At 39.3% G+C, this 22,256-nt stretch carries 15 protein-coding genes and 1 tRNA gene; 13 read left to right on the top strand and 3 right to left on the bottom strand.

Features of this window, described 5'->3' with window-relative positions; all coding sequences use genetic code 11:
* The first annotated feature begins 2 nt into the window (after positions 1 to 2).
* A tRNA-Asp gene (locus tag GLIP_RS11260) sits at positions 3 to 79 on the top strand.
* Positions 80 to 113: 34 nt separating this feature from the next.
* Here GLIP_RS11260 and GLIP_RS11255 read toward each other — a convergent pair.
* Complete coding sequence (locus GLIP_RS11255) at positions 114 to 956, bottom strand: D-hexose-6-phosphate mutarotase (RefSeq protein WP_008844761.1); 843 nt, start codon at positions 954 to 956, stop codon at positions 114 to 116.
* Positions 957 to 1,054: 98 nt separating this feature from the next.
* Positions 1,055 to 2,050: a type I glyceraldehyde-3-phosphate dehydrogenase gene (gene gap, locus GLIP_RS11250; protein ID WP_008844760.1), complete on the bottom strand. Its 996-nt coding sequence runs from the start codon at positions 2,048 to 2,050 to the stop codon at positions 1,055 to 1,057.
* A 451-nt stretch (positions 2,051 to 2,501) separates the two neighbouring features.
* Here gap and malQ point away from each other — a divergent pair, with 451 nt between their 5' ends.
* From malQ to GLIP_RS11200, 10 genes are all read left to right on the top strand, one after another.
* Complete coding sequence (gene malQ / locus GLIP_RS11245) at positions 2,502 to 4,697, top strand: 4-alpha-glucanotransferase (RefSeq protein ID WP_008844759.1); 2,196 nt, start codon at positions 2,502 to 2,504, stop codon at positions 4,695 to 4,697.
* Between the two features lie 74 nt (positions 4,698 to 4,771).
* The gene (gene glgB / locus GLIP_RS11240) at positions 4,772 to 6,955 is read left to right on the top strand and encodes a 1,4-alpha-glucan branching protein GlgB (protein WP_008844758.1); all 2,184 of its coding nucleotides are present in this window, start codon (positions 4,772 to 4,774) and stop codon (positions 6,953 to 6,955) included.
* Positions 6,956 to 6,959: 4 nt separating this feature from the next.
* Positions 6,960 to 9,056 (top strand): glycogen debranching protein GlgX, encoded by a 2,097-nt coding sequence (gene glgX / locus GLIP_RS11235; RefSeq protein ID WP_008844757.1) that lies wholly within the window; start codon positions 6,960 to 6,962, stop codon positions 9,054 to 9,056.
* A 19-nt stretch (positions 9,057 to 9,075) separates the two neighbouring features.
* Positions 9,076 to 9,462, top strand: coding sequence for a peptide-methionine (R)-S-oxide reductase MsrB (gene msrB / locus GLIP_RS11230; protein ID WP_008844756.1), 387 nt, complete (start codon positions 9,076 to 9,078; stop codon positions 9,460 to 9,462).
* Between the two features lie 254 nt (positions 9,463 to 9,716).
* The gene (locus tag GLIP_RS11225; RefSeq protein ID WP_008844755.1) at positions 9,717 to 11,162 is read left to right on the top strand and encodes a glyceraldehyde-3-phosphate dehydrogenase; all 1,446 of its coding nucleotides are present in this window, start codon (positions 9,717 to 9,719) and stop codon (positions 11,160 to 11,162) included.
* A 217-nt stretch (positions 11,163 to 11,379) separates the two neighbouring features.
* Entirely contained in the window at positions 11,380 to 12,507 is a 1,128-nt protein-coding gene (locus GLIP_RS11220) for a M14 family metallopeptidase (RefSeq protein WP_008844754.1), read from the top strand.
* A 61-nt stretch (positions 12,508 to 12,568) separates the two neighbouring features.
* A complete protein-coding gene (locus tag GLIP_RS11215; protein WP_008844753.1) occupies positions 12,569 to 14,242 on the top strand; it encodes an alanine/glycine:cation symporter family protein in 1,674 nt (557 codons plus the stop codon).
* Between the two features lie 84 nt (positions 14,243 to 14,326).
* Complete coding sequence (locus GLIP_RS11210) at positions 14,327 to 14,653, top strand: zinc-ribbon domain-containing protein (protein WP_008844752.1); 327 nt, start codon at positions 14,327 to 14,329, stop codon at positions 14,651 to 14,653.
* Entirely contained in the window at positions 14,653 to 14,934 is a 282-nt protein-coding gene (locus tag GLIP_RS11205; protein ID WP_008844751.1) for a YeaC family protein, read from the top strand. The genes GLIP_RS11210 and GLIP_RS11205 overlap by 1 nt, the downstream gene beginning before the upstream one ends.
* Positions 14,924 to 17,725, top strand: coding sequence for a DUF349 domain-containing protein (locus tag GLIP_RS11200; protein WP_008844750.1), 2,802 nt, complete (start codon positions 14,924 to 14,926; stop codon positions 17,723 to 17,725). Before GLIP_RS11205 ends, GLIP_RS11200 begins: the two co-directional genes overlap by 11 nt.
* Positions 17,726 to 17,744: 19 nt before the next feature.
* On the opposite strand, the gene ansA is transcribed toward GLIP_RS11200, so the two are convergent.
* Positions 17,745 to 18,758: an asparaginase gene (gene ansA, locus GLIP_RS11195; RefSeq protein WP_008844749.1), complete on the bottom strand. Its 1,014-nt coding sequence runs from the start codon at positions 18,756 to 18,758 to the stop codon at positions 17,745 to 17,747.
* Between the two features lie 142 nt (positions 18,759 to 18,900).
* On the opposite strand from ansA, the gene GLIP_RS11190 reads away from it, so the two are divergent.
* Together GLIP_RS11190 and GLIP_RS11185 are read left to right on the top strand one after the other, a co-directional pair.
* Positions 18,901 to 20,241 carry a M24 family metallopeptidase gene (locus GLIP_RS11190; RefSeq protein ID WP_008844748.1) on the top strand — a complete coding sequence of 447 codons (1,341 nt, stop codon included), beginning with the start codon at positions 18,901 to 18,903 and terminating at the stop codon, positions 20,239 to 20,241.
* 131 nt (positions 20,242 to 20,372) lie between these two features.
* Positions 20,373 to 22,220: a DUF885 domain-containing protein gene (locus tag GLIP_RS11185; RefSeq protein WP_008844747.1), complete on the top strand. Its 1,848-nt coding sequence runs from the start codon at positions 20,373 to 20,375 to the stop codon at positions 22,218 to 22,220.
* Positions 22,221 to 22,256 lie beyond the last annotated feature (36 nt).

The raw sequence follows: 22,256 nt of genomic DNA, 5'->3' as shown, positions 1-22,256 counted from the left end.
GCGGAGTGGTAGTTCAGTTGGTTAGAATACCGGCCTGTCACGCCGGGGGTCGCGGGTTCGAGTCCCGTCCACTCCGCCATTTAAAACAAAGCACCTTCTTTATCTTTCCTTAGTTAGATTATCTGTTGTTTTAATATTACTTCTTGGTTACTTTCAAGCTTCAAAGTTTGCGTAATTGCCGATTCAACACAGATCATGGTTTGATAGCTATCTTGGTTCATATCTTTCATTCTTAAACAATTTTGCTCCCAAGGATTCCATACAACGATACTGTCGTGTCCGCTTGAGCGAACGCCAATATGCAAGCCATTATCAATCTCTACCAATATAGCAGGGTGCAAATGAACCCGGTCTGTCTCATCTTTTATGCGGTAAACATCAGGGGTTTCAAATGCTTCATAATCTTTGGTTTTATCAAGATATTGCCCACTTAAACCAGTCAGGGTGACCTGTTCAATATCGTCAACTCTAAAATAACTGTGTAAAGCACAATTTAGGTCAATCGTTTGCTTATCTAAATTGCGCGTAATTAGCTCAACAACCAGGGTTTTGCCAACCATCACTTTAAGCTGCAAGCGTGTTTTAAACTGCCACCCAGGCCCAACCGTGCTCTGAGGGCTAAGCACGAGCTGTGTGCCGGTACTACTATCTTCAGATGAATCTAGCGTCCAAATTTGATTTCTAACGAAGCCATGGGATGGTAGGTCATCTCTGTCTTGGTTATGTGCATTTCCAAACCATGGCCAACAAATCGGAATGCCTCCACGAATTGCCGTTTTGCCATCAAAGATTGCCGCTTCACTCAGCCACAATCGATCGATATCGTCGGTCTTAGGGATATAACTAAGAATATGTCCTCCAAAAAGCGAAATCGTCGCTTTTGCGAAATCATTTTCTATTTCTAGTAAATCGTTTTGACCTCTTTTGCTTTTTGAGATGCTTGTTGTCGAGTTCATAACCCAATCCCTAATAATGTAAATATAATATTGTTATACGTAAAACATAAAAAAAGCGACCATTTTGGTCGCTTAGTGCTGTTATATAAAGCCGTTGGTTATTTACTTACGTGAGCAACCAAATCAAGAACTTTGTTTGAATAGCCGATCTCATTATCGTACCAAGACACCACTTTAACAAAGGTATCAGTAAGTGCAATACCTGCTTCAGCATCAAATATTGAAGTACGTGTATCACCTATGAAATCTTGTGAAACAACCGCATCTTCGGTGTAGCCCAAAATGCCAGCCAACTCGCCTTCTGAAGCATCTTTCATTGCTTTACAGATTTCTTCATAGCTTGCAGGCTTCGCTAGGTTTACAGTTAAATCAACCACGGACACATCCGCTACAGGTACTCTGAACGCCATACCCGTTAGTTTACCGTTCAATTCAGGAATGACTTTTCCAACAGCTTTGGCTGCACCAGTAGATGATGGAATAATATTTTGACTTGCACCACGGCCACCGCGCCAATCTTTAGCTGAAGGTCCGTCTACTGTTTTTTGCGTAGCAGTCGTAGCGTGAACAGTCGTCATTAGACCGTCAACGATGCCAAATTTATCGTTTAACACTTTAGCCAAAGGAGCTAAACAGTTTGTGGTACATGACGCATTTGAAACGATATCTTGTCCAGCATAAGAATCATGATTTACACCCATAACGAACATCGGCGTTGCATCTTTAGACGGTGCAGAAAGTACAACTTTCTTCGCGCCAGCTTGAATATGTTTACGGGCTGTTTCATCAGTTAAAAATAAGCCGGTTGCTTCAACAACCACATCTACACCTACCGCATCCCAAGCTAAATTAGCAGGATCACGTTCTGCAGTTACGCGAACTGTATTGCCATTCACGATAAGTTGTCCATCAGCAACTTCTACGGTGCCATTAAACTTTCCATGAGTAGAGTCATATTGCAGCATATACGCCATATATTCTGGTTCTAACAAGTCGTTAATTGCTACTATTTCAACATCTGAGCGCTCACAAGCTGCTCTAAATACAAATCGTCCAATTCGGCCAAAGCCGTTAATTCCAATTTTGATCGCCATGAAGGTTCCTCAATTTCACATTTGGTTGTAAGATAATTACAAAAATTATGGATCATTCTCGCCTATAAGGCAAAAAAAACCCTAACAAATGTTATTTTATTACGAAATAATCACTGCAAACGTATTCAATAACGATTTATTAACATTATGGATGATAATATAAGGCACATCAGATAAAGCGTGATTATTGAACGATTAACGCCTTGCTGGTTTACTACGTTCAGTTAGACTTGAGAAACGACGTTCTATTGAATAGTCTTACAAGCTAAATGAAAAGTTGTCGATCTAGCACGATGGTGAGCCTGTAAATTAACTTATAAGAAGTAAATGAAATAATTGTGAATATATCAAGGAGCATTTACCACTTGTTTAGTGAATTTTCAGTTCCAACAACGACGAGAGCCTTCTTAAAACTCGTCAAAGCACTATATTTACAAGGACATAAAGCAGCATGACTTCTCCTCTTATAGACAAGCTTGTCGATCTTAAAGGTGTAGAATCGAACTACATTGACGCATGGGGCAAACCCGAAACGGTAAGTGAGCAGAGTAAACGTAAACTGCTTAGTGTAATGGGATACGAAGTTGATAACGAAGATGCATTAACTGCTCAGGTAGAAACTGAATTCCAACAAATTTGGATGTCACCCTTAAACCCAGTGCAAGTCAATCGGGAAAATGAAGCATTATTTATTGCTGTCCGATTACCCATTGAGTTAGTTAATGATAATTTTATTATTAGCATTGACTGCGAGAACGGTAGTTCATTGGAACAGAAGTTTGTGCCAATAGACGGCGATTTAATCAATGCAACGGTTATTGATGAAATTGAGTTTCAAGAATATCTAATCAATATTAACCATGAATTGCCGTTGGGATACCATCATTTAAAATTATTAGCTGATGATGGCGATCAAATTGCCACAATGCGCATGATTATGGCTCCAACATCTTGTTACCACCCTCAATCAGTTTTAGATGGTAAAAAAGTGTGGGGTTTAAGTGTCCAACTTTATTGTTTACGAAGCGCTAAAAACTGGGGCGTTGGCGACTTTTCAGATTTAGCTCAATTAGTAGAATCTTCCGCTAAAAATGGGGCACAGTTCATTGGTCTTAATCCTATTCACGCCTTATATCCAGCCAATCCTAACGCCTGTAGTCCTTATGGCCCGTCATCAAGGCGTTGGTTGAACTTTATTTATTTAGATGTCACTGCCATTGACGGTTACGAACATGAAAGCGTCCAGGAATTAGTTAATCAAGCTGAGTTTAAATCGGTTTTAGATTACGTCAGAAATGTCGATTACGTTGATTACGAAGCTGTTACTCGTTTGAAATTGCGTGCGTTAGAAAGCGTATTTGAAGTTCAAAATAATCAATATTTAAGTAAAAATACAAAACAAAATAAAATCTTTAAAAAATTTGTTCAAGAAGGCGGCGACAGTCTGCAAATGCTGGCAGTTTATGATGCACTGCAAGAACATTTGGCTGCACAAGGCAAACCGTCTTGGGGATGGCCTGTTTTTCCAAAAGAATATGCGAATTTTCAGTCTCCAGCTGTCTCTAAATTTATAAAAAACAATGCTAAGCGCGTAAAATTTTATTTATTTTTACAATGGCAGTCTGCGTTGCAATTAGAGGCTGCCAATCAAGTTGCAAACCAAAATAATATGTCCATTGGCATTTATCGCGACTTGGCTGTAGGCGTAAGTGAAGGTAGTGCTGAAATATGGGGTAATAAAGATCTATATTGTACTGATGCAAGTGTTGGAGCGCCACCAGATGTACTTGGGCCTCTAGGACAAAATTGGGGTTTACCTCCGATGAATCCCGATAAACTGTATCAGCAGCAATATCAACCGATTATCGATTTGTTCGACTCAAATATGAAATCGGCTGGCGCTTTGCGAATTGATCACGTTATGGCGTTATTACGCCTGTGGTGGGTTGCAAAAGGTGACAACGCAAAAAATGGCGGTTATGTTTATTATCCTGTTGATGATTTGTTAGGCATACTTGCGCTTGAAAGTCAGCGTCATCAAAGTTTAGTGATAGGTGAAGATTTAGGTACTGTACCTGAAGAAATACGCAGTAAACTTGCTGACAACGGCGTATATTCATATCGAGTATTCTTTTTTGAACAGGCTAAAGATGGTGGATTTTATTCACCAGCTCATTATCCAGTGCAGTCTATGTCAACCTTGACTACTCACGATATGCCAACCCTTTCTGGTTATTGGCATTGCCATGATCTTGAGTTGGGCAAAGAATTAGGTTTGTATCCTACAGATGAAATTTTATCCGTTTTATATACTAGTCGACATGAAAATAAACAAGAGATCTTAAATAGTTTACATGGACACCACTCCATCCCTGATTGGATAGATAATAAAGTTGATCAACTTGGTATGAGCAAAGAGTTGAATTATTGCATGCAAACTCATATGGCTGCCGGTTCTAGTGCATTGTTAAGTTTGCAGTTAGAAGACTGGTTACTGATGGATAAAACTGTCAACATACCTGGTACATTTAAAGAGTATCCTAATTGGAAACGTAAATTAAATAGAGAGTTAGAACATATATTTACCGATCCGGAAATCGTAAATTTAGCCAAAAATCTGACTAAGGCACGAGAAGACGCGAGCTAATTTATTAATTTCACTATACTGAAATGGTTGAAGCCCTGAATTGTTGGGCTGACGTTAACCCAAGAGGCGAACCAATGTTAATAGAAGAACAATTAAAACACGCTAACTGTACAGATCCATTTAATTATTTAGGTAAAAAAACGAACGACGGTGTAACAGAGTTTAATGTTTGGCTACCCGGAGCAAAAAATGTCAGTGTGTTTGAAATAGGTTCTGGTAAAAACGTTGGAAAACTAAAACGTAAAAATAAAACAGATTTATTTAGCGGTCAGTTCAAAAAAGTAAAAGAAGATTTAGTTTATGGCTTAAAGATTGAGACTAAAGATACTAATTACGAAGTGATTGATCCTTATCAATTTCAAGATCAAGCGTTTCACGCTGTGCATTACGTTGATCACGCACCAGAAAATGTGTATCAACAATTAGGAGCACAATTGTTGTCTCTTGATGTTGGCTTAGATAAGAATATTGAAGTGACACGATTTGCAGTATTTGCGCCTAATGCTAAAGCAGTATCCATAATTGGTGATTTTAATTTTTGGAATGGTAGTTGCCATCCGATGCAAAAAACATCTATGGGTTATTGGGTATTGATCGTTCCGGGGTTGGCCGCGGGACAAAGATATAAATATCAAATAAAGGATTCCCATGGCAATCAATTACCTCATAAAGCGGATCCTGTGGGTTTTAGTGCTGAACAATATCCGTCCCATGCGTCGATAATATTTAATCAATATGATTATAAATGGAATGACGCCAAATGGATTGAAAAGGCGAAATCAGATAAATATCGAAATGCAATGAGCATTTATGAGGTGCATTTGGGCTCATGGAAGCGACCTTCTGATCCTAAAAAGACCTATCTTAGTTATCGAGATTTAGTGGATGAATTAATTCCCTATGTAAAAGATATGGGGTATACCCACATTGAAGTATTGCCAGTGTCAGAATTTCCATTTGATGGCTCGTGGGGATATCAACCGGTAGGTATGTTTTCGCCAACGAGTCGCTTCGGTGATCCTAATGAATTCAAATTTTTCGTAGATCAATGCCACCAAAATGATATTGGTGTCATTATTGATTGGGTTCCCGCACATTTTCCTGAAGATGGTCACGGCTTAGCACGATTTGATGGCACTCATGTATATGAATATGAAGATCCACGTAAAGGTTGGCACCCAGATTGGAATTCATGTATTTACGACTTTGGTAAAGATACGGTACGCCAATTTTTAGTTGCTAACGCATTATTTTGGATTGAGCATTTTCACATAGATGGTTTGCGTGTAGATGCAGTAGCGTCGATGTTGTATCTGGACTATTCGCGCAAGGACGGGGAGTGGATACCCAATGTTGATGGTGGTAATGAAAATTATGAAGCGATCAGTTTCCTACAATGGATGAATAAAGCGGTTTATGAGAAATTCCCCCATGCTATGACGATAGCTGAGGAGTCGACCTCTTTTCCAAAAGTATCCAAACCTGTTTTTGAAGGTGGGTTGGGCTTCGGATTTAAATGGAATATGGGGTGGATGCACGATTCATTGCATTACATCAGTAAAGATCCATCTTATCGCCGTTATCACCATGGTGAAATTACTTTTAGCATGGTTTATTCATTTTCAGAGAGTTTTGTATTGCCTATTTCCCATGATGAAGTGGTGCATGGCAAAGGCGCATTATTGCGCAAAATGCCGGGTGATGAATGGCAGCAAGCAGCAAATCTGCGTTGTTACGCTGGCTTTATGTATGCACACCCAGGCAAAAAACTAAACTTTATGGGCAATGAAATTGGCCAAAGTTCAGAATGGAACCATGATGCAAGTTTGCAGTGGCATTTGCTTGATTTCGATAAACATATTGGTATTCAATCTTTATATCGAGATTTAAATAGTGTTTATCGCACAACACCCGCAATGTACGAATGTGATCATGATCCTGCAGGTTTTTCGTGGATCGATCACGGTAATGCTGAACAATCTATGTTGTCTCTTTTACGTAAATCAAAAGACGGGAAGCAGTGTGTTGTTGCGATAAGTAACTTTACGCCGGTTCCTAGAGATGAGTTCCGAGTTGGTGTCCCAAAAGAGGGGACTTATACGCTGTTGCTAAATTCCGATGATAAAAAATATTGGGGAAGTGGCTACAAAGTAGCTAAGAAAGTGAAATCTGAAGCGCTAGAATGGAACAATCAACCCCATTCAATTCGAATAAATATGCCTCCCTTGGCGACCTTGATGTTACTAATAACAGAGTAAAAAATTGGCTGATTTAAACCCGCATAAATTGTTAGTTACGGAAGGCACTTGCTATCCGTTAGGTGCAACCCTTACTGAAACAGGTTGTAACTTTGCTGTTCATAGTCCCAAAGCGTTAAAAGTGCTCCTGTGTTTATTTAAGAAAGACACTGAAGAAGCGTTGGAATGCGTTGAGTTAATAGCAAAAACTGGGCAAGTATGGCACTGTCATGTGCAAGGGATTAAAGCAGGACAGTTGTACGCGTATCGTACTCAGGGCGTTTATAAACCTAGCAATGGCAATCACTTTAACCCAGAAAAACTGCTACTCGATCCATATGCCAAACAGTTAAACAGGGCACTGCACTGGGATAGAAAAAAGTATAAAGGGGATAGCGCATTAATGATGCCCAAGTGTGTTGTAGTTGAATACAACAACCCTCCTTTATTACAAAACCATAACAGGCCACATATTCCAGCAAGTCAAACAATCCTTTATGAAGCACATGTCAAAGGATTAACCAAATTACATCCAGACGTACCAGAAAATATTCAAGGGACATATTTAGGGGCCTGTCATCCAGCGATTATCAAGCATTTAAAAGATCTGGGAGTGACGAGCGTACAATTTCTGCCGGTCATGGCCTTTATGCCTGAACCTTATATAACCGAAAAAGGTTTAACCAATTATTGGGGATATAATCCGATAAATTATTTTTGTCCGGAAATGCGTTACGCCGTTGATGATCCAATCCTTGAGTTTAAAACCCTAGTCAAAAAATACCACGAAGCAGGCTTAGAAGTGATTTTAGATGTGGTGTTTAACCACACTGCTGAAGGGGGAGCAGATGGACAAATATTATCGTTCAAAGGATTGGATAATACTTCTTTTTACCTATTCGAATTGAATGAACTTGGTGTCATTGATTACGAAAAATACGTAAATAATTCAGGTTGTGGTAACAGTGTTAATACCGCATTTCCGTATGTCATGAAAATGGTAATGGATGCGCTGCGATATTGGGTTACCAATATGGGCGTGGACGGTTTCCGATTTGATCTCGCCGCAGGCTTAGGCAGAGATCCCTATGAATTCTCTTCTTTATCGGGTTTTTTCAGAACCTTACGACAAGACCCAGTTTTAGCTGACATTAAATTAATTGCAGAGCCTTGGGATATCGGACATGGTGGATACCGCTTAGGACAATTTCCATCCAATTGGCATGAGTGTAATGACAAATTCCGCGATACAGTAAAAGGATTTTGGCGTGGTGATAGCGGGTTAGTAGGGGATTTTGCAACGCGTTTGTTAGGCTCTCGCGATATCTTTCCAAAAGGAAAACGGTCTATTCATTCTTCGGTCAACAATGTTACTTATCATGATGGTTTTACTTTACATGATGTGGTGACTTATTCGAATCGACACAATGAAGCTAATTTAGAAAATAATCGCGATGGGCATGGGCATAATCTATCTGCAAACTATGGTGTAGAAGGCCCAACTAAAGATCCAAACATAAATACGCTGCGTGAAAAGCAAAAACGCAACTTGTTCGCAACGCTATTGTTGTCACAAGGTATTCCTCACGTGTTAGGAGGGGACGAGCTTAGTCGAACTCAAATGGGTAATAACAATGCGTATTGTCAGGATAACGAAGTTAATTGGTATAATTGGAATTTGAACGAGTCTCAGCAAGACTTTTTAGCTTTCTGTAAACGTGTTATTGAATTACGAAAAAGTAGTGTGATTCTCACTGAATTATCCCTTGAAAATGACACTTATAATCTCCATCACAATGTTGATGAAGTGAAATGGTATCGACCTGATGGTGAAAATAAATTAGTTAGCGACTGGCAAGATCCCAACAACCATGCTTTTGCAGTAGAGTTGAAAGGATGTGCTAAGCATAATGAAGAACATCTGTTGATGATATTTAATGCATATGATCATGATGTTAGATTTCACTTGCCTGAACTTAAATCTGGAAGTTGGAGTTTGGAACTGGATACCCGATACAGTAATCCATCACTTCAACCTAAAGCCAAAATATGTCATGTTTTCTTGCAGGCTTATCGCAGCGTGACTGTTTTGAAACGCACCTATAATCAAGATTGCGAATAAACGGACAAAGGAGTTCGTGATGAAACTTAGTGATAGTCAGTGGCGTGAGAAGTTAAGCAAAGAAGAGTATAGAGTCTGTCGTGAAAAAGGTACTGAAAGGCCTTTTAGCGGAGAGTTATTGCATAACGAAAAAACGGGAGATTACCTGTGTACTTGTTGTGGAAGTATTCTTTTTAGTTCGGAAGATAAATTCGATTCAGGTTGTGGTTGGCCGTCGTTTTCAGCCCATACAAAACACGATAACGTCGCTTTTCATGAAGATAACTCTTTAGGAATGCAACGCATAGAGATTGTCTGTAAGAACTGTGATGCTCACCTAGGGCATGTCTTTCCGGATGGTCCGGCACCCACTGGCCAGCGCTATTGTGTAAACTCTGTTTCAATCAAGTTTTCTGCTGAAAAATAGCCTTCAGTCGTTTTAATTCTCTTTTGATAAAATTATTTTGTGTAATATTTTTACATGAATACACGGCTCTTTTTCAGTCTTACCACTAGCTTTGCCACTGTATTGAAAGTTTTGAGGTAAAATTACATTCAATATCAATTGGTACTCTTCAAACTACTGAAAACTGTAAGTTTGTACCAGTTTGGTGAAATTTAAATCTGCCTATAGAATACCCGGCGTTTTTTGATGCTATAAACATATTAGGGTAGTAAAGAATGAATCAGCAGTTTGAACAAGAGCTAATGGGTAGTTGGCAAGAGCGTCAAGAATACGCAGAGTTAATGCAGCCATTGTTGGGTAAACTATACCGTGATAGCGCCGTAGAAATCTCGATTTTTGGGCGACCAATGTTAGGCGCAAGCGCGATTGATATCATTAAAGCTCACCGCACCGTAAGACGACACACAGGTGAGAAACTAAGACTAAGAGAAAGTTGGCCAATTCTTGAGGAAATGAGCAAACTTAAATTAGCACCGGCTCACATCGATTTAGGTAAGTTAGCTTTTGCTTTCCATCACGATGAAGCGTTCAAAGATTTAGATATAAAGTCTTATTTGAACGATCAATTAATTGAGATTGCTGATAAACAAGATAATCATCCTGTGCAAGACGTTGTTCTTTACGGTTTTGGCCGAATTGGACGTTTATTAGCGCGACTTCTGATTGAACGTCAAGGTAAAAACAATAAGCTCCGTCTTAAAGCAATTGTTGTGCGTGGTGGTAAAGACGGCGACTTGGAAAAACGCGCAAGTTTGTTACGTCGTGATTCTGTACACGGTCCATTTAACGGTAGTATTACCGTCGATCACGAACGTAATGCAATCAAAGCAAATGGTTCATTTATTCAGGTTATTTACGCCGATTCACCGGACAGCGTAGATTACACAAAATACGGTATTAACGATGCTATCGTGATTGATAATACGGGTATCTGGCGTGACCGAGACGGTCTTGGATTACACCTAAAGGCGAAAGGGACCAAAAAAGCTATCTTAACCGCACCAGGCAAAGGTGATGTCAAAAATATTGTGTACGGTGTAAACCATGATGATATTAAAGTCGAAGATACGATTTTGTCTGCTGCCAGTTGTACTACCAATGCTATTACACCTGTGCTTAAAGCATTAGATGAAAAATATGGCATTACAAATGGACATGTAGAAACAGTTCACTCTTTTACCAATGACCAAAATCTAATTGATAATTTCCATAAAGCCGAACGACGTGGGCGTAGTGCCGCATTGAATATGGTGATTACTGAAACTGGGGCGGCTAAGGCGGTTTCGAAAGCCTATCCTAAATTAGATGGTAAGTTGACTGGAAATGCAATCCGGGTTCCAACTCCGAATGTATCACTGGCGATTCTAAACTTGAATTTAGAGACAGCCACAGACAAAGAAGAAATGAATAACTTCTTGCGTGATCTTTCTTTGTTTTCTTCGCTTCAACATCAGATAGATTTCACTTCATCAATTGAAATTGTGTCAACTGATTTAGTCGGTTCACGTGCCGCATCCGTGGTTGATTCTCAAGCAACTATCGTGGCTGGAAATAGAGCGACGTTATATGTTTGGTACGACAATGAGTTTGGGTATAGTTGTCAGGTTATGCGTTGCGTACAGTCAATGGCTGGTTTAACTTATCCCACAATTCCAGCGTAATTGATAACGTTAAAATACTTGTTGTTTTGCATTAATAGTTGACCCTAATGATGCTAAACAACAAGTTTATCTCCTTTTCGATTTCTTCAGTCCACTTCAGAATATTTTTATTTATAAGCTAATTTAATTTTTTTATTTAAATTAATAGTTCTGCGCCACCCATTTTTATTCAGACTATGGTAAATTGATTTCGGTTTAAATTTCAGTGAGTCTAGTCGTGAAAATAAGCAGCAATTTTGATTCTGGCAATATAGTCGTTGTTAATGCAGAGAATCCAAAGCAAATAGAATTACAAATTAACAAAGATAACCAGTCTGAGTTTTATCAATGGTTCCATTTTAAATTGGACTCTACACCTTTTGTGGAACATAACATCAAGATAGGTGACTTAGCGAAGTCAGCTTATCCTGAAGGGTGGCAAGGTTATCAAGCTGTTGCCTCTTATGACCGACAAGAGTGGTTTAGAGTCGATAGCACTTTTGATGGTGACAATTTAAACATGTCCTTCACGCCTGAACATAAGCATACATATTTTGCCTACTTTACGCCTTATAGTTACGAAAGACATCTCGATTTGTTAGCGTCGGCACAGGTGAATGACCGTTGCCAGTTGCACCATTTGGGTGAAACATTGGATGGACGCGACATGTCTGTGCTAGAAATAGGGGAGGCCGAGGAAGGGAAAAAGACAATATGGATTATTGGACGCCAACATCCCGGCGAATCTATGGCTGAATGGCTAATAGAAGGGCTTTTAATACGACTTTTCGATGCTGACGACGGTGTGGCCAGAAGATTGCTTGATAAAGCAGTTATTTATGTCGTTCCCAATATGAATCCAGATGGTTCAGTTCGTGGACATTTGAGAACCAACGCGGTTGGCACAAATTTAAATAGGGAATGGAATGCCCCTAGCATGGATAAAAGTCCAGAAGTGTTTTTAGTCATGGAAAAAATGCAGCAAACTGGCGTTGATCTGTTTTTAGATATCCACGGTGACGAATCTATTCCTTATAATTTTGTGGCTGGTGCTGAAGGAAATCCTGGATACAGTGAGCGCATAAAAGGCTTAGAAGATGCATTCAAATCTGCTTTTTTAACTGTTTCACCAGAGTTTCAAGATGAATTTGGTTACGATAAGGACGAGCCTGGTAAAGGTAATATGACAGTTGCAACCAATGCTGTTGGGCAGTTATATGATTGTTTAGCCTACACGCTTGAGATGCCATTTAAAGATAATGCGCTATTGCCAGACCCCGCATACGGTTGGTCAGCGCAGAGATGCAAACAATTAGGTGAAGATTTATTGGTCGCCGTTAATGCGGTAGTGGATGATTTGCGCTAGCGCGATATTAAAACATAACATTAAAATAAACTCGAAATAACAATAAAAAAAGGGGTGTCGCTTGGAAGCTTTTCATGATTTTTTAAAGCTATTAGATAGTTTTTTGGGGGGCAATGCTCTGTTCCCTTTCATCTTGCTGGGAACGGGTCTGTTTTTTACCATTTTTCTCGGATTTCCTCAAATTCGCTATTTTAAGCATGCATGGAAAGTAGTTACTGGAAAATTCGATACAGAAGACTCGCCGGGCGATACTAGTCATTTTAGAGCATTAACAACTGCGCTATCTGGTACTGTGGGTACGGGAAATATAAGTGGTGTCGCGTTTGCTATCTTTTTGGGTGGTCCAGCAGCCTTGTTTTGGATGTGGGCAACAGCATTTTTCGGTATGACCACAAAATTTGTTGAGGTCACGCTTTCACATAAATATCGGGATAAAACAGAAGACGGCACTATGGCCGGTGGTCCCATGTATTACATGGATAAACGATTGAATATGAAATGGTTAGCGGTAGCTTTTGCGATCGCTACAGTAATCAGTTCATTCGGCACAGGAAACCTCCCGCAAAGTAACGGCATTGCAACGAGTATCGAAGAAACCTTCGGATTCGAACCTTGGATTGTTGGTAGCGTTTTAGGGATCCTATTGGCGCTAGTTATTTTAGGTGGTATTCATCGAATTGCTGCAGTCACCTCAAAAATTGTTCCCTTTATGGCGGTTATCTACTTAATTGGCGCGCTTGCGGTAATTTTCGCTAATTTAGGCAATATTGTGCCTTCATTTGTGTCCATATTTTCTGATTTATTTACAGGCTCTGCTGCTACTGGCGGATTTTTAGGGGCATCTATTGCTTATGCATTTAACCGTGGTGTAAACCGTGGTTTGTTTTCGAACGAAGCCGGGCAGGGGTCAGCGCCTATTGCGCATGCCGCAGCTAAAACAAAAGAACCTGTATCTGAAGGTATGGTGTCAATATTAGAGCCTTTTATTGATACCATTTTGATATGCACTATTACAGGGTTAGTCATTTTATCTTCAGGGGTTTGGAAAGAAAAACACGTTAACGTTTTCGAGCGCTCTAGCTTGGAAATAGTGGCTGGCAACTATGCTGAAAATGACGAGCAAGACAGAGATAACCTGTATCGTTATTTAAATCATATTGATGGCTCTAGTGTTGAAAAATACAATGGTGAAATTCAAGTGGTTTCAGGCGTAGCAGTAAGCGGTGGTTTCACAATTATTCATGCCCGTTCATTAGCTGAAGACGTTGTGTTTACTGTTGGTACTGATGAAGATTTATATACAGGAACATTGAAAGTAGTAGATGGAGGCTTTATCAAAGATAATCTGGTATTAACCGGTAAGTCTTTGGTCCATTCAGCCCGCTTGACCACGATAGCTTTCACGAAAGGATATTTTGGCGAATTTGGTCAATATATAGTATCAATTGGTTTGTTGTTATTTGCTTTTTCAACCGCAATTGCCTGGTCATATTACGGTGACAGAGCGATGACATATTTACTTGGCGCTCGTTCTATCATGCCTTATCGTGTGGTCTATGTTGCCGGTTTTGTATGGGCATCATTTTCCGACACTGAGCTTGTTTGGACATTAGCAAGTGTTGCTATTGTGGTGATGACCTTACCTAACTTATTTGGTATTTTAATGCTGAGTAAAGAAATGAAAAGCTCAGTAAAAGATTATTGGGTACGATTTAATAAAGAAAACAAATCTTAGATTTCTAACCTATATTGTTAGCTGATTTGTGCATCGTTGACGGTCAATACAGGCCGTCAACGATTTTGTATTTGGAGTTTAAATATGGCACTGACAGATTGCCCTTCGTGTAACAAGACTATTTCAGATAAAGCAACAACCTGTTCCCATTGTGGCTTTGCCATTGGGGATGCAACCGCTGAAGATCTTTTACGCAAAAAAAGTTTAAATAAATTTAAAAAGCAACATAGCATTCAAAATCAGTCAATGTTAGCGATGTTGATGTTTGTCGCTGGATTTGGATTTATGTATTGGGGGGGCGCGCAGCCAGGTGATTTTCAACACACGATTGCTATTGGTGTTTCGGTAACTGGATTCGTTTGGTATATCGTAAATCGGATAAGATTAATATTTATAAAGCGAGCAGATTAGTGAATATTGATGCACTTGTGTCGTCGATGACCGTCCAAACATATGAAAAACTACGACAAGCTGTTGAAACAGGTAAGTGGCTTGATGGTTCACCCTTGACAGAAAGCCAACGAGAGAGCAGCATGCAAGCGGTGATGATGTATCAAGTTAAGGTTTTAAAGCTTGATCAGCATATGACACTAAATGCAGATGGCGAAATAAATCATAAAAGCCGTCAACAACTTAAAGAACAGTTTGCTTCACAAAGCAGCATTGCACGGTTCAAACAGGATGATTTTTAAACACTTTTTTCGACCTAAACACCAGGATCCTAATCCTCAAGTTAGAATCCAAGCTATCGCCAACTTAACGCCTGAAGAAACCCAGCATAAGTCGCAATTGCATGAACTAGCGTTCAATGATGAAGATCCGAACGTTAATCTTGCCGCCCTTACGCGTTTAAATAGTTTTGCGCTTTGGTGCAAAATGGCTGAAACCGCTAAATCGGAAAGGGTTAAAAAACGTGCACAAACAACAGTAGAAAATGCGTTGTTTGAACAAGGTACATTAAAAATTAGTGATCGAGAAAGACATACTTTCATTGCTGAATGCAAGAGTAATGCGCTTTTAGAAAAGTTGCTGCAATTGCCTTCGTTGCAAAATGACGATAGTGGATTGCTAATGGGGGTATTACAAAAACTAAATAAGCCTCATGTCACCAAACAGCTGTTTCTCAACGCACAAAATGAAAAAGTACAGTTCAATCTGCTACCGCTAATTAAGGACGAAGCAACTCTTAATAAAGCATTAAAGCGCACTCCATTTGAAAGTATCAAAGCCACTATTGCTAAAATGTTGACAGAGATAGAGGAAGCGAAACTAAAACCAATCGAAATTGAAAAAGATGCCAAGCTAGTATTATCACAAATGCTGGCACTAAAAGATAAACAAGATTACGCAACCATAAAACAACAGCTGTCAGCATTTGCTGAAAATTTCAATCTGTTGCAAAAAGAATTCGGTTGTTTGAAAGCTGATTTACGGACTCAATTGAATGAACGTTTTGATGAAATCTATTCGAAAGTGAATGGACTAATTGAGCAATTAGCGCCGAGCTTCCATGCTGCTGAACAATTTAACACTTTCAAGGCGCAACTCGATGGGTTGGCTTCTCAAGTCATGTCAATTGTCTCTTCAGCTAATCAGGAGCTATCTCAAGATGTTGAAAAAGTAACATTAGGAGCAGTAGAAGATTATGAGCATGCCTTGCAAACATGTCAGCATAGTTTAGCTGAAATAAAGCAGCAACTTCCAGAACAAGAAAAGTCATTGCACACAATGTCTTATGCAATTTCTAAACAGATCATTCAGTGTCGTTCGACGTTGGAACGTCTTCCTGAGTTTAAAAAAGCGGTTGGTTTAGGAAAAGAGTTTATTGCGCAATTTAAGCGTTTAAAGCCACCAACTGATGTAAGTCAAATAAGTGCTTCTCAAGAATATCTGAACGAGCAAACGCAACACTGGAAGTCTTTATCTGACTCATATGGTTCTGGGTGGCCAAAAGAATTAGAAGTCGAGTGGCAACAATGCCGTAAGGCGTTTAATCAAGGTTTAAAAGAATTAAAGGCTGAAGTTAAACAAAACGAAAGTCGGTGCAGGGCTAAACTACGTACCATTGATAGTCTTATCTCCCAAGGTAAATATCATGCAGCAATGGGGCTTTATGAAAAAGTCATTATCTGGTACGCGCAACTTCCAGAACGTAATCAGGAATTTATCAGTCGACAATTTTTGTCAGTAAAAGAGCAAGTCGAAAATCTAAAAGATTGGCAACAATATATCGCTCAACCGCGTAAACCCGCAATCCTTAAAGAAGCTGAAATAATTGCTCTGAATCCACTTCCTATCGATCAACAAGTTTCTGAAGTAAAGCATTTGCGGAGTGAATGGAATAGCTTAGGTAATACCGGAACTGAAGCAGATATCGCACTTAATCATGCGTTTGATTTGGTTATAGAAAAAGCATTTGAACCTTGTCGTTTGCACTTCGCTGAGATGGAAACACAACGTGAAGAAAATGCACAACAAAAGTATGCAGTGATTGAGCAACTTAAAGCTTTACAAACAGAAGAGCATTCAATTAATCAATTAATTGATCAAGTTAATCAACTACAAAAGCGTTGGAAAACAATTGGGAAAGTAGATTACAAAATACTCGACACTCTCAATCAGCAGTATGATGAAGGACTTAAGCCACTAAAATCGCGCATTTCGCAATTCAATCAAGAAAACGCAGATGCTAAGCGTGAGCTAATTTCAAAGGCGCAAAAATTGCTCGAAACAGAAAATGTTTTTGAAGCTATTGACCAAGCAAAAAGGTTGCAAATTCAATGGAAAGACATTGGTCAAGCAGGGCGTAAACATGAAAATGCGTTGTGGAATGAATTTAGAAATATTAATGATCAATTATTTGCTAAACGTAATGAGATTCAAAATAGCAATAAACAAGCATTACAGCAGAAAACCGATGAACTTGAAGAACAATTTGCTGTTATTCAAAAAGATGCACTTAATGTGGAAAGTTTAGCAAATGTCGAACAGGTTACTTCAGAATTACGTGATTTTGCTAATACATTAGCAAATGATGAAGCTAATCATAATCGAATAGAAAGAAAGGTTACGCAATTAGAAAATAAACTGCTTTCTAAAAAACAATCTTTAGTGACGGATGAAAAACGTAAAATACTTGATTGCGTATTCACACTGCTTGAGCCAGAAACTGATAATGAAGTAACTAACGATTTATTAGAGCAGTTACCTCAAGCATGGAAGCAAGCTTATCAAAGTGACTCTGCACCTCAATATAGTCGGCAAGAAATTGCGGTTTTACTCGATATTATAGATTCGAAAGACAGCCCAAAAGGGGATTTGGAACTGCGTAAAAACCTGCAATTGCAACTTATGACGGATAAATTGCAGCATGGTGAAGAACTGAATAAAAATGAATTATTATTGCAATGGATTCAGCATGGCTCAGTTGAAGATAAAGATGCCGATTTGCAGCAAAGAGTTAGATCTCACTTTATTGACTGAGTGCGAATAAAGTGGTGAATTAACTTAATTCACCACGCATATTTGTAATCAGTAGTCTTTTTATTTCGTCGATTGGTAAGTTTTTACTCAATAAATAATGTAATTTGGCCAATGCGGCCTCTGGGGTCATGTCGTTGCCTGATACCACGCCAACTTCACGCAATACGTGCCCATTTGCGTAGCCACTCATATTGACCTTTCCGCTAAAACACTGGGTACAATTTAAGACAATAATATTATTTCGTTCAGCTTCTTTTAGTTGCGCCAACAAAGCGGGATTTTGAGGAGCATTTCCAACACCATAGCTGAGTAAAATCAATGCTTTTACCGGTTGCTGCAAAGTATTTCTAATAACCTCTGCACTTATACCTGGATATAATGTGACTACGCCAATGGGTTGTGCGTTTACCGGGCTGACAGTCATCACTTTTTGACTTTCAGTAGAAAGTTTACCGGCAATTAATTCAATATCGATCCCAGCTCTTAACAGCTCAGGGTAGTTGGGGGAACCAAAGGCATCAAAGCCGTCTGCGTCAACTTTTCTGCTGCGGTTTCCTCTAAATAATCGATTGTTAAAATATAAAGAGACTTCTGGAATTGGGTAATTGGCCGCAATGTATAATGCATTCAATAAATTAACTTGGCCATCGGAACGTAATTCAGCTAAAGGAATTTGTGAGCCGGTAACGATTACTGGCTTGTCTAAATCTTCTAACATAAACGACAAGGCTGATGCAGTATATGCCATGGTGTCGGTTCCATGCAGTATAATAAAACCGTCGTAGGCAGCGTAATTATCACTGATATCATCTGCTATTCTTTGCCAGTCATGTGGGCTCATATCTGAAGAGTCGATTAAACTTTGATATTCTTGGATGGTGAAATCTGGCATTTCAGGTCGATGAAACTCTGGCATATTCGCCAAGGTTTCAGATAAAAAACCGGACACTGGCACATAACCATGGGAAGAGGGGCGCATACCAATAGTTCCGCCAGTATAAGCTACATAAATACGTTTTTTCGTTTCTATCATAATCTACTTTTCTAACCACAAGATTTCGCACATTCTATACTGATTCTACTTTTAGCTTCAGACTAATTATTTTATTTTTATGGGATTTTTTGATGTACGCTTTGTTAAATGCACCTTATTTTAATTTTTTGAAGGAATTATTTTGAACGTCACTCGTATTGTCATTACTTTTTTGCTGTTTGTTATTTGCAGCACACTAAGCCGTCCAGTTAGCGCTGATATTTTAAGTATGCGTGATCGCGCGCAATTAACAGATCAGATCTTAGAAGATAGATTGCAAAATATATTGCCTGATTTAATGGCACGTGAAGAGATTGATATGTGGATCTTAATTTCACGCGAATATAATGAAGATCCAGTGTTGAAAACAATGTTACCTGCAACTTGGCTTTCAGCCCGGCGAAGAACTATTTTGGTTTTGTATAACCCTGGTGAGGGGAAGCCCATTGAACGCTTAGCGGTAAGTCGTTATGCGGTAGATAGTCTGTTTAAGAAAGGTTGGGACAAAGAAAAGCAGCCTAACCAATGGGAGCGCCTAGTTGAGATTATTAAACAAAAAAATCCCAACAAAATTGGCTTAAATAAATCTACTCATTTCGCATTGGCAGATGGCATGAGCGCTACCGAGTTCGAAGAGTTACATGCAGCATTACCAACAGAATTAAAAAGTAAAGTTGTGTCGTCTGAAAAACTTGCCGTCGCTTGGCTTGAAACCCGCAGTGAACAAGAAATGGCTGTCTATCCAGAGTTAATACAAATTGGACGTAAACTAATAGCTCAGGCTTTTTCAAACCAAGTTATCACGCCGGGTAAAACTAGCACAGATGATGTAGTTTGGTGGTTACGTGAAAAAAGCAGAGAAATGAAACTGACAAACTGGTTTCATCCTAGCGTCTCATTACAACGTTCTAGTACTGAAAAGTTTAATCCAACCGAGGCGTTTTCCGGAAATAAAGGTTCTCAAATTATTCAACCCGGTGACTTGTTGCATGTGGACTTCGGGTTGGTTTATTTGCGTTTACACTCTGATCAGCAGCAACATGCTTACGTTTTGAAAAAAGGGGAAACGGATGCGCCTGAATATATAAAAGAGGCGTTTAAAAAAGCCAATCAACTGCAGGATATTTTAACCGATAATTTTGTTTTGGGGCGAACAGGGAATCAAGTGTTAAAAATGTCTCGAGAAGAGGCTATTAAGGCAGGCATAAAACCAACAATTTATACCCACCCTCTGGGCTACCATGGTCACGCAGCTGGCACTACCATAGGTATGTGGGATTCGCAGGGCGGAGTAGCAGTGCAGGGCGATCATCCACTGCATTATAATACGGTTTATTCAATCGAATTAAATGCAGCTTCATTCATACCGGAATGGAAAAAAGAAATCCGTATTATGTTAGAGGAAAATGCCTATTTTGATGAAAGTGGTGTGACTTATATGGATGGACGTCAAACAAAATTACACTTAATTACGTCAGATTAACTTTACGAAATTACGCCTTTTTAAAATGTTACAGAATTTGTTTTTAAGCAGCGCAATGCAATGTGCTTTGGTATGCTCTTGAGCGCAATAATAAGCACTAACAAAAGTGACTACTACAGGAAATAATAACCATGAAACAGGCTAAAAAAACGAGCGGTATCAAGCATGCATTGATTGCCATGTCGGTAAGCATTGCACTTGCAGGATGCGCTGGAACATCAACTGAAAACCAAGGTGCTAGCCAAATTGCTGCTGAAAATATGGCTCAACAAGCCGAAGCAGCTAAGATTCAAGATCTTACTGAAAATTATTTTAATGAAAGTATGGCGATGAATCCGGTCTACTCAACGTTTTTAGGGGAAACTAAGTACAACGATCAGTTCGATGAGCCTATCACTGAAGCTGCATTTGCAAAACGTTTGGCGTTTGAAAAAAAATATTTGGCTGCGGTTAATAAAATCGACCCAAGTAAATTAAGTGGGCAGGATCTACTAAGTTACGAAGTGTTTAAACGTGATCTCGACGTCAATATTCGAGGGTTTGAACTGCCAGAACATTTAATGCCAATCAGTCAATTTGGTGGTATGCACAGTTATTTTCCAATGTTAGGCTCAGGTAGCAGCGCACAACCATTTAACACCGCTCAAGACTATCGAAACTTTATGAAACGTTCGGTTGGATTTTCCGCTTATATGGACAGTGTTATCACTATCATGCAAGAGGGTATAAAAAGAGGAGTCGTTCATCCTAAACCCATAGTCGAGAAGCTAATTCCACAACTTAGCGTACACGTAGTTGACGATGTTACAGAAAGTGTATTTTACGGGCCAGTAGCTGCTTTAGAAAATAACGACAATATTAGCGAGACAGAAAAAGCTAAAATAAAAAGCGAATATATTGCTGTGATAAAACAGGTGATAATTCCTGCTTACGAAAAAGTGTCTAATTTTGTTAAAGGTGAGTACTTAGACAATGCCAGAGATACCGTGGGTTTGTCAGCTTTGCCGAACGGTAAAAAGTGGTATGAATATCGTATTGAAACCAATACAACCTTACCATTAACCGCAGAAGAGATTCATCAATACGGTAAACAAGAAGTGGCGCGTATTCTTTCAGAAATGCATACCGTTAAAGAAACGGTTGGCTTTGAAGGAGATTTAGCTGCATTCTTTGAATTTTTGCGTACTGACGATCAATTCTACTTCGATTCAAAGCAAGACATTATTGATGGTTACACAGAAGTCAAAGAAAAGATTAATGCACGTTTACCTAAACTGTTTGAAGTATTTCCTAAAGCTGATTATGTGGTAAAACCTGTAGAAGCGTTTAGAGAAGAATCTGAAGCTGGTGCGAGTTATATGCCGCCTTCTCCGGATGGTTCAAGACCTGGGATCTTCTATATCAATACGCGCGATCTGAAAGGTCAGCCTAAATTTTCACTCGAAACCTTGAGTATTCATGAGGCAGCACCGGGTCACCACTTTCAAATTGCCATTCAACAGGAGGTGGAGTCTTTGCCTAAATTCCGTAAATTTGGCGGCTACACAGTGTTTTCTGAAGGGTGGGCGCTGTACGCCGAGAGCTTAGGTAAAGAATTAGGGCTCTTTACTGACCCTTACATGTGGTACGGTCGCTTAAGTGATGAACAATTAAGAGCCATGCGATTAGTTGTGGACACGGGGTTACATGCTTTTGGTTGGAGTCGTGAACAAGCGATAGCTTATATGCTAGAAAACTCTTCGATGGCCGAAAGTGACGTTGTTGCTGAAGTAGAGCGTTATATTTCTATCGGCGGTCAGGCACTAGCATATAAAATTGGCCAGCGTCATATTCGCATGTTAAGAAATAAAGCTGCAAAAGCGCTAGGTGATGACTTTGATATACGTAAGTTCCATACTGAAGTGCTAATTGATGGAGCGTTACCAATGCCAATTTTAGAAGCTAAGATTGATCGTTGGATTGAAAAACAAAAAAGTTAATTATTTGAGTAAATACTAAAAGAGTCGGCAATGCCG

It is taken from the genome of Aliiglaciecola lipolytica E3 (assembly GCF_000314975.1).
Classification (GTDB): domain Bacteria; phylum Pseudomonadota; class Gammaproteobacteria; order Enterobacterales; family Alteromonadaceae; genus Aliiglaciecola; species Aliiglaciecola lipolytica.
Note: the sequence above shows the minus strand (reverse complement) of the source record. Positions and strands in the feature narration are given on the sequence as shown.

Bases quoted from the DNA above. Each gene is read 5' to 3' on its own strand.
- GLIP_RS11185 (WP_008844747.1), top strand. From the start codon at position 20,373: ATGAAACAGGCTAAAAAAACGAGCGGTATCAAGCATGCATTGATTGCC.
- GLIP_RS11225 (WP_008844755.1), top strand. From the start codon at position 9,717: ATGAATCAGCAGTTTGAACAAGAGCTAATGGGTAGTTGGCAAGAGCGT.
- GLIP_RS11200 (WP_008844750.1), top strand. From the start codon at position 14,924: ATGATTTTTAAACACTTTTTTCGACCTAAACACCAGGATCCTAATCCT.
- GLIP_RS11210 (WP_008844752.1), top strand. From the start codon at position 14,327: ATGGCACTGACAGATTGCCCTTCGTGTAACAAGACTATTTCAGATAAA.
- glgB (WP_008844758.1), top strand. From the start codon at position 4,772: ATGTTAATAGAAGAACAATTAAAACACGCTAACTGTACAGATCCATTT.
- msrB (WP_008844756.1), top strand. From the start codon at position 9,076: ATGAAACTTAGTGATAGTCAGTGGCGTGAGAAGTTAAGCAAAGAAGAG.
- GLIP_RS11255 (WP_008844761.1), bottom strand. From the start codon at position 956: ATGAACTCGACAACAAGCATCTCAAAAAGCAAAAGAGGTCAAAACGAT.
- gap (WP_008844760.1), bottom strand. From the start codon at position 2,050: ATGGCGATCAAAATTGGAATTAACGGCTTTGGCCGAATTGGACGATTT.
- malQ (WP_008844759.1), top strand. From the start codon at position 2,502: ATGACTTCTCCTCTTATAGACAAGCTTGTCGATCTTAAAGGTGTAGAA.
- ansA (WP_008844749.1), bottom strand. From the start codon at position 18,758: ATGATAGAAACGAAAAAACGTATTTATGTAGCTTATACTGGCGGAACT.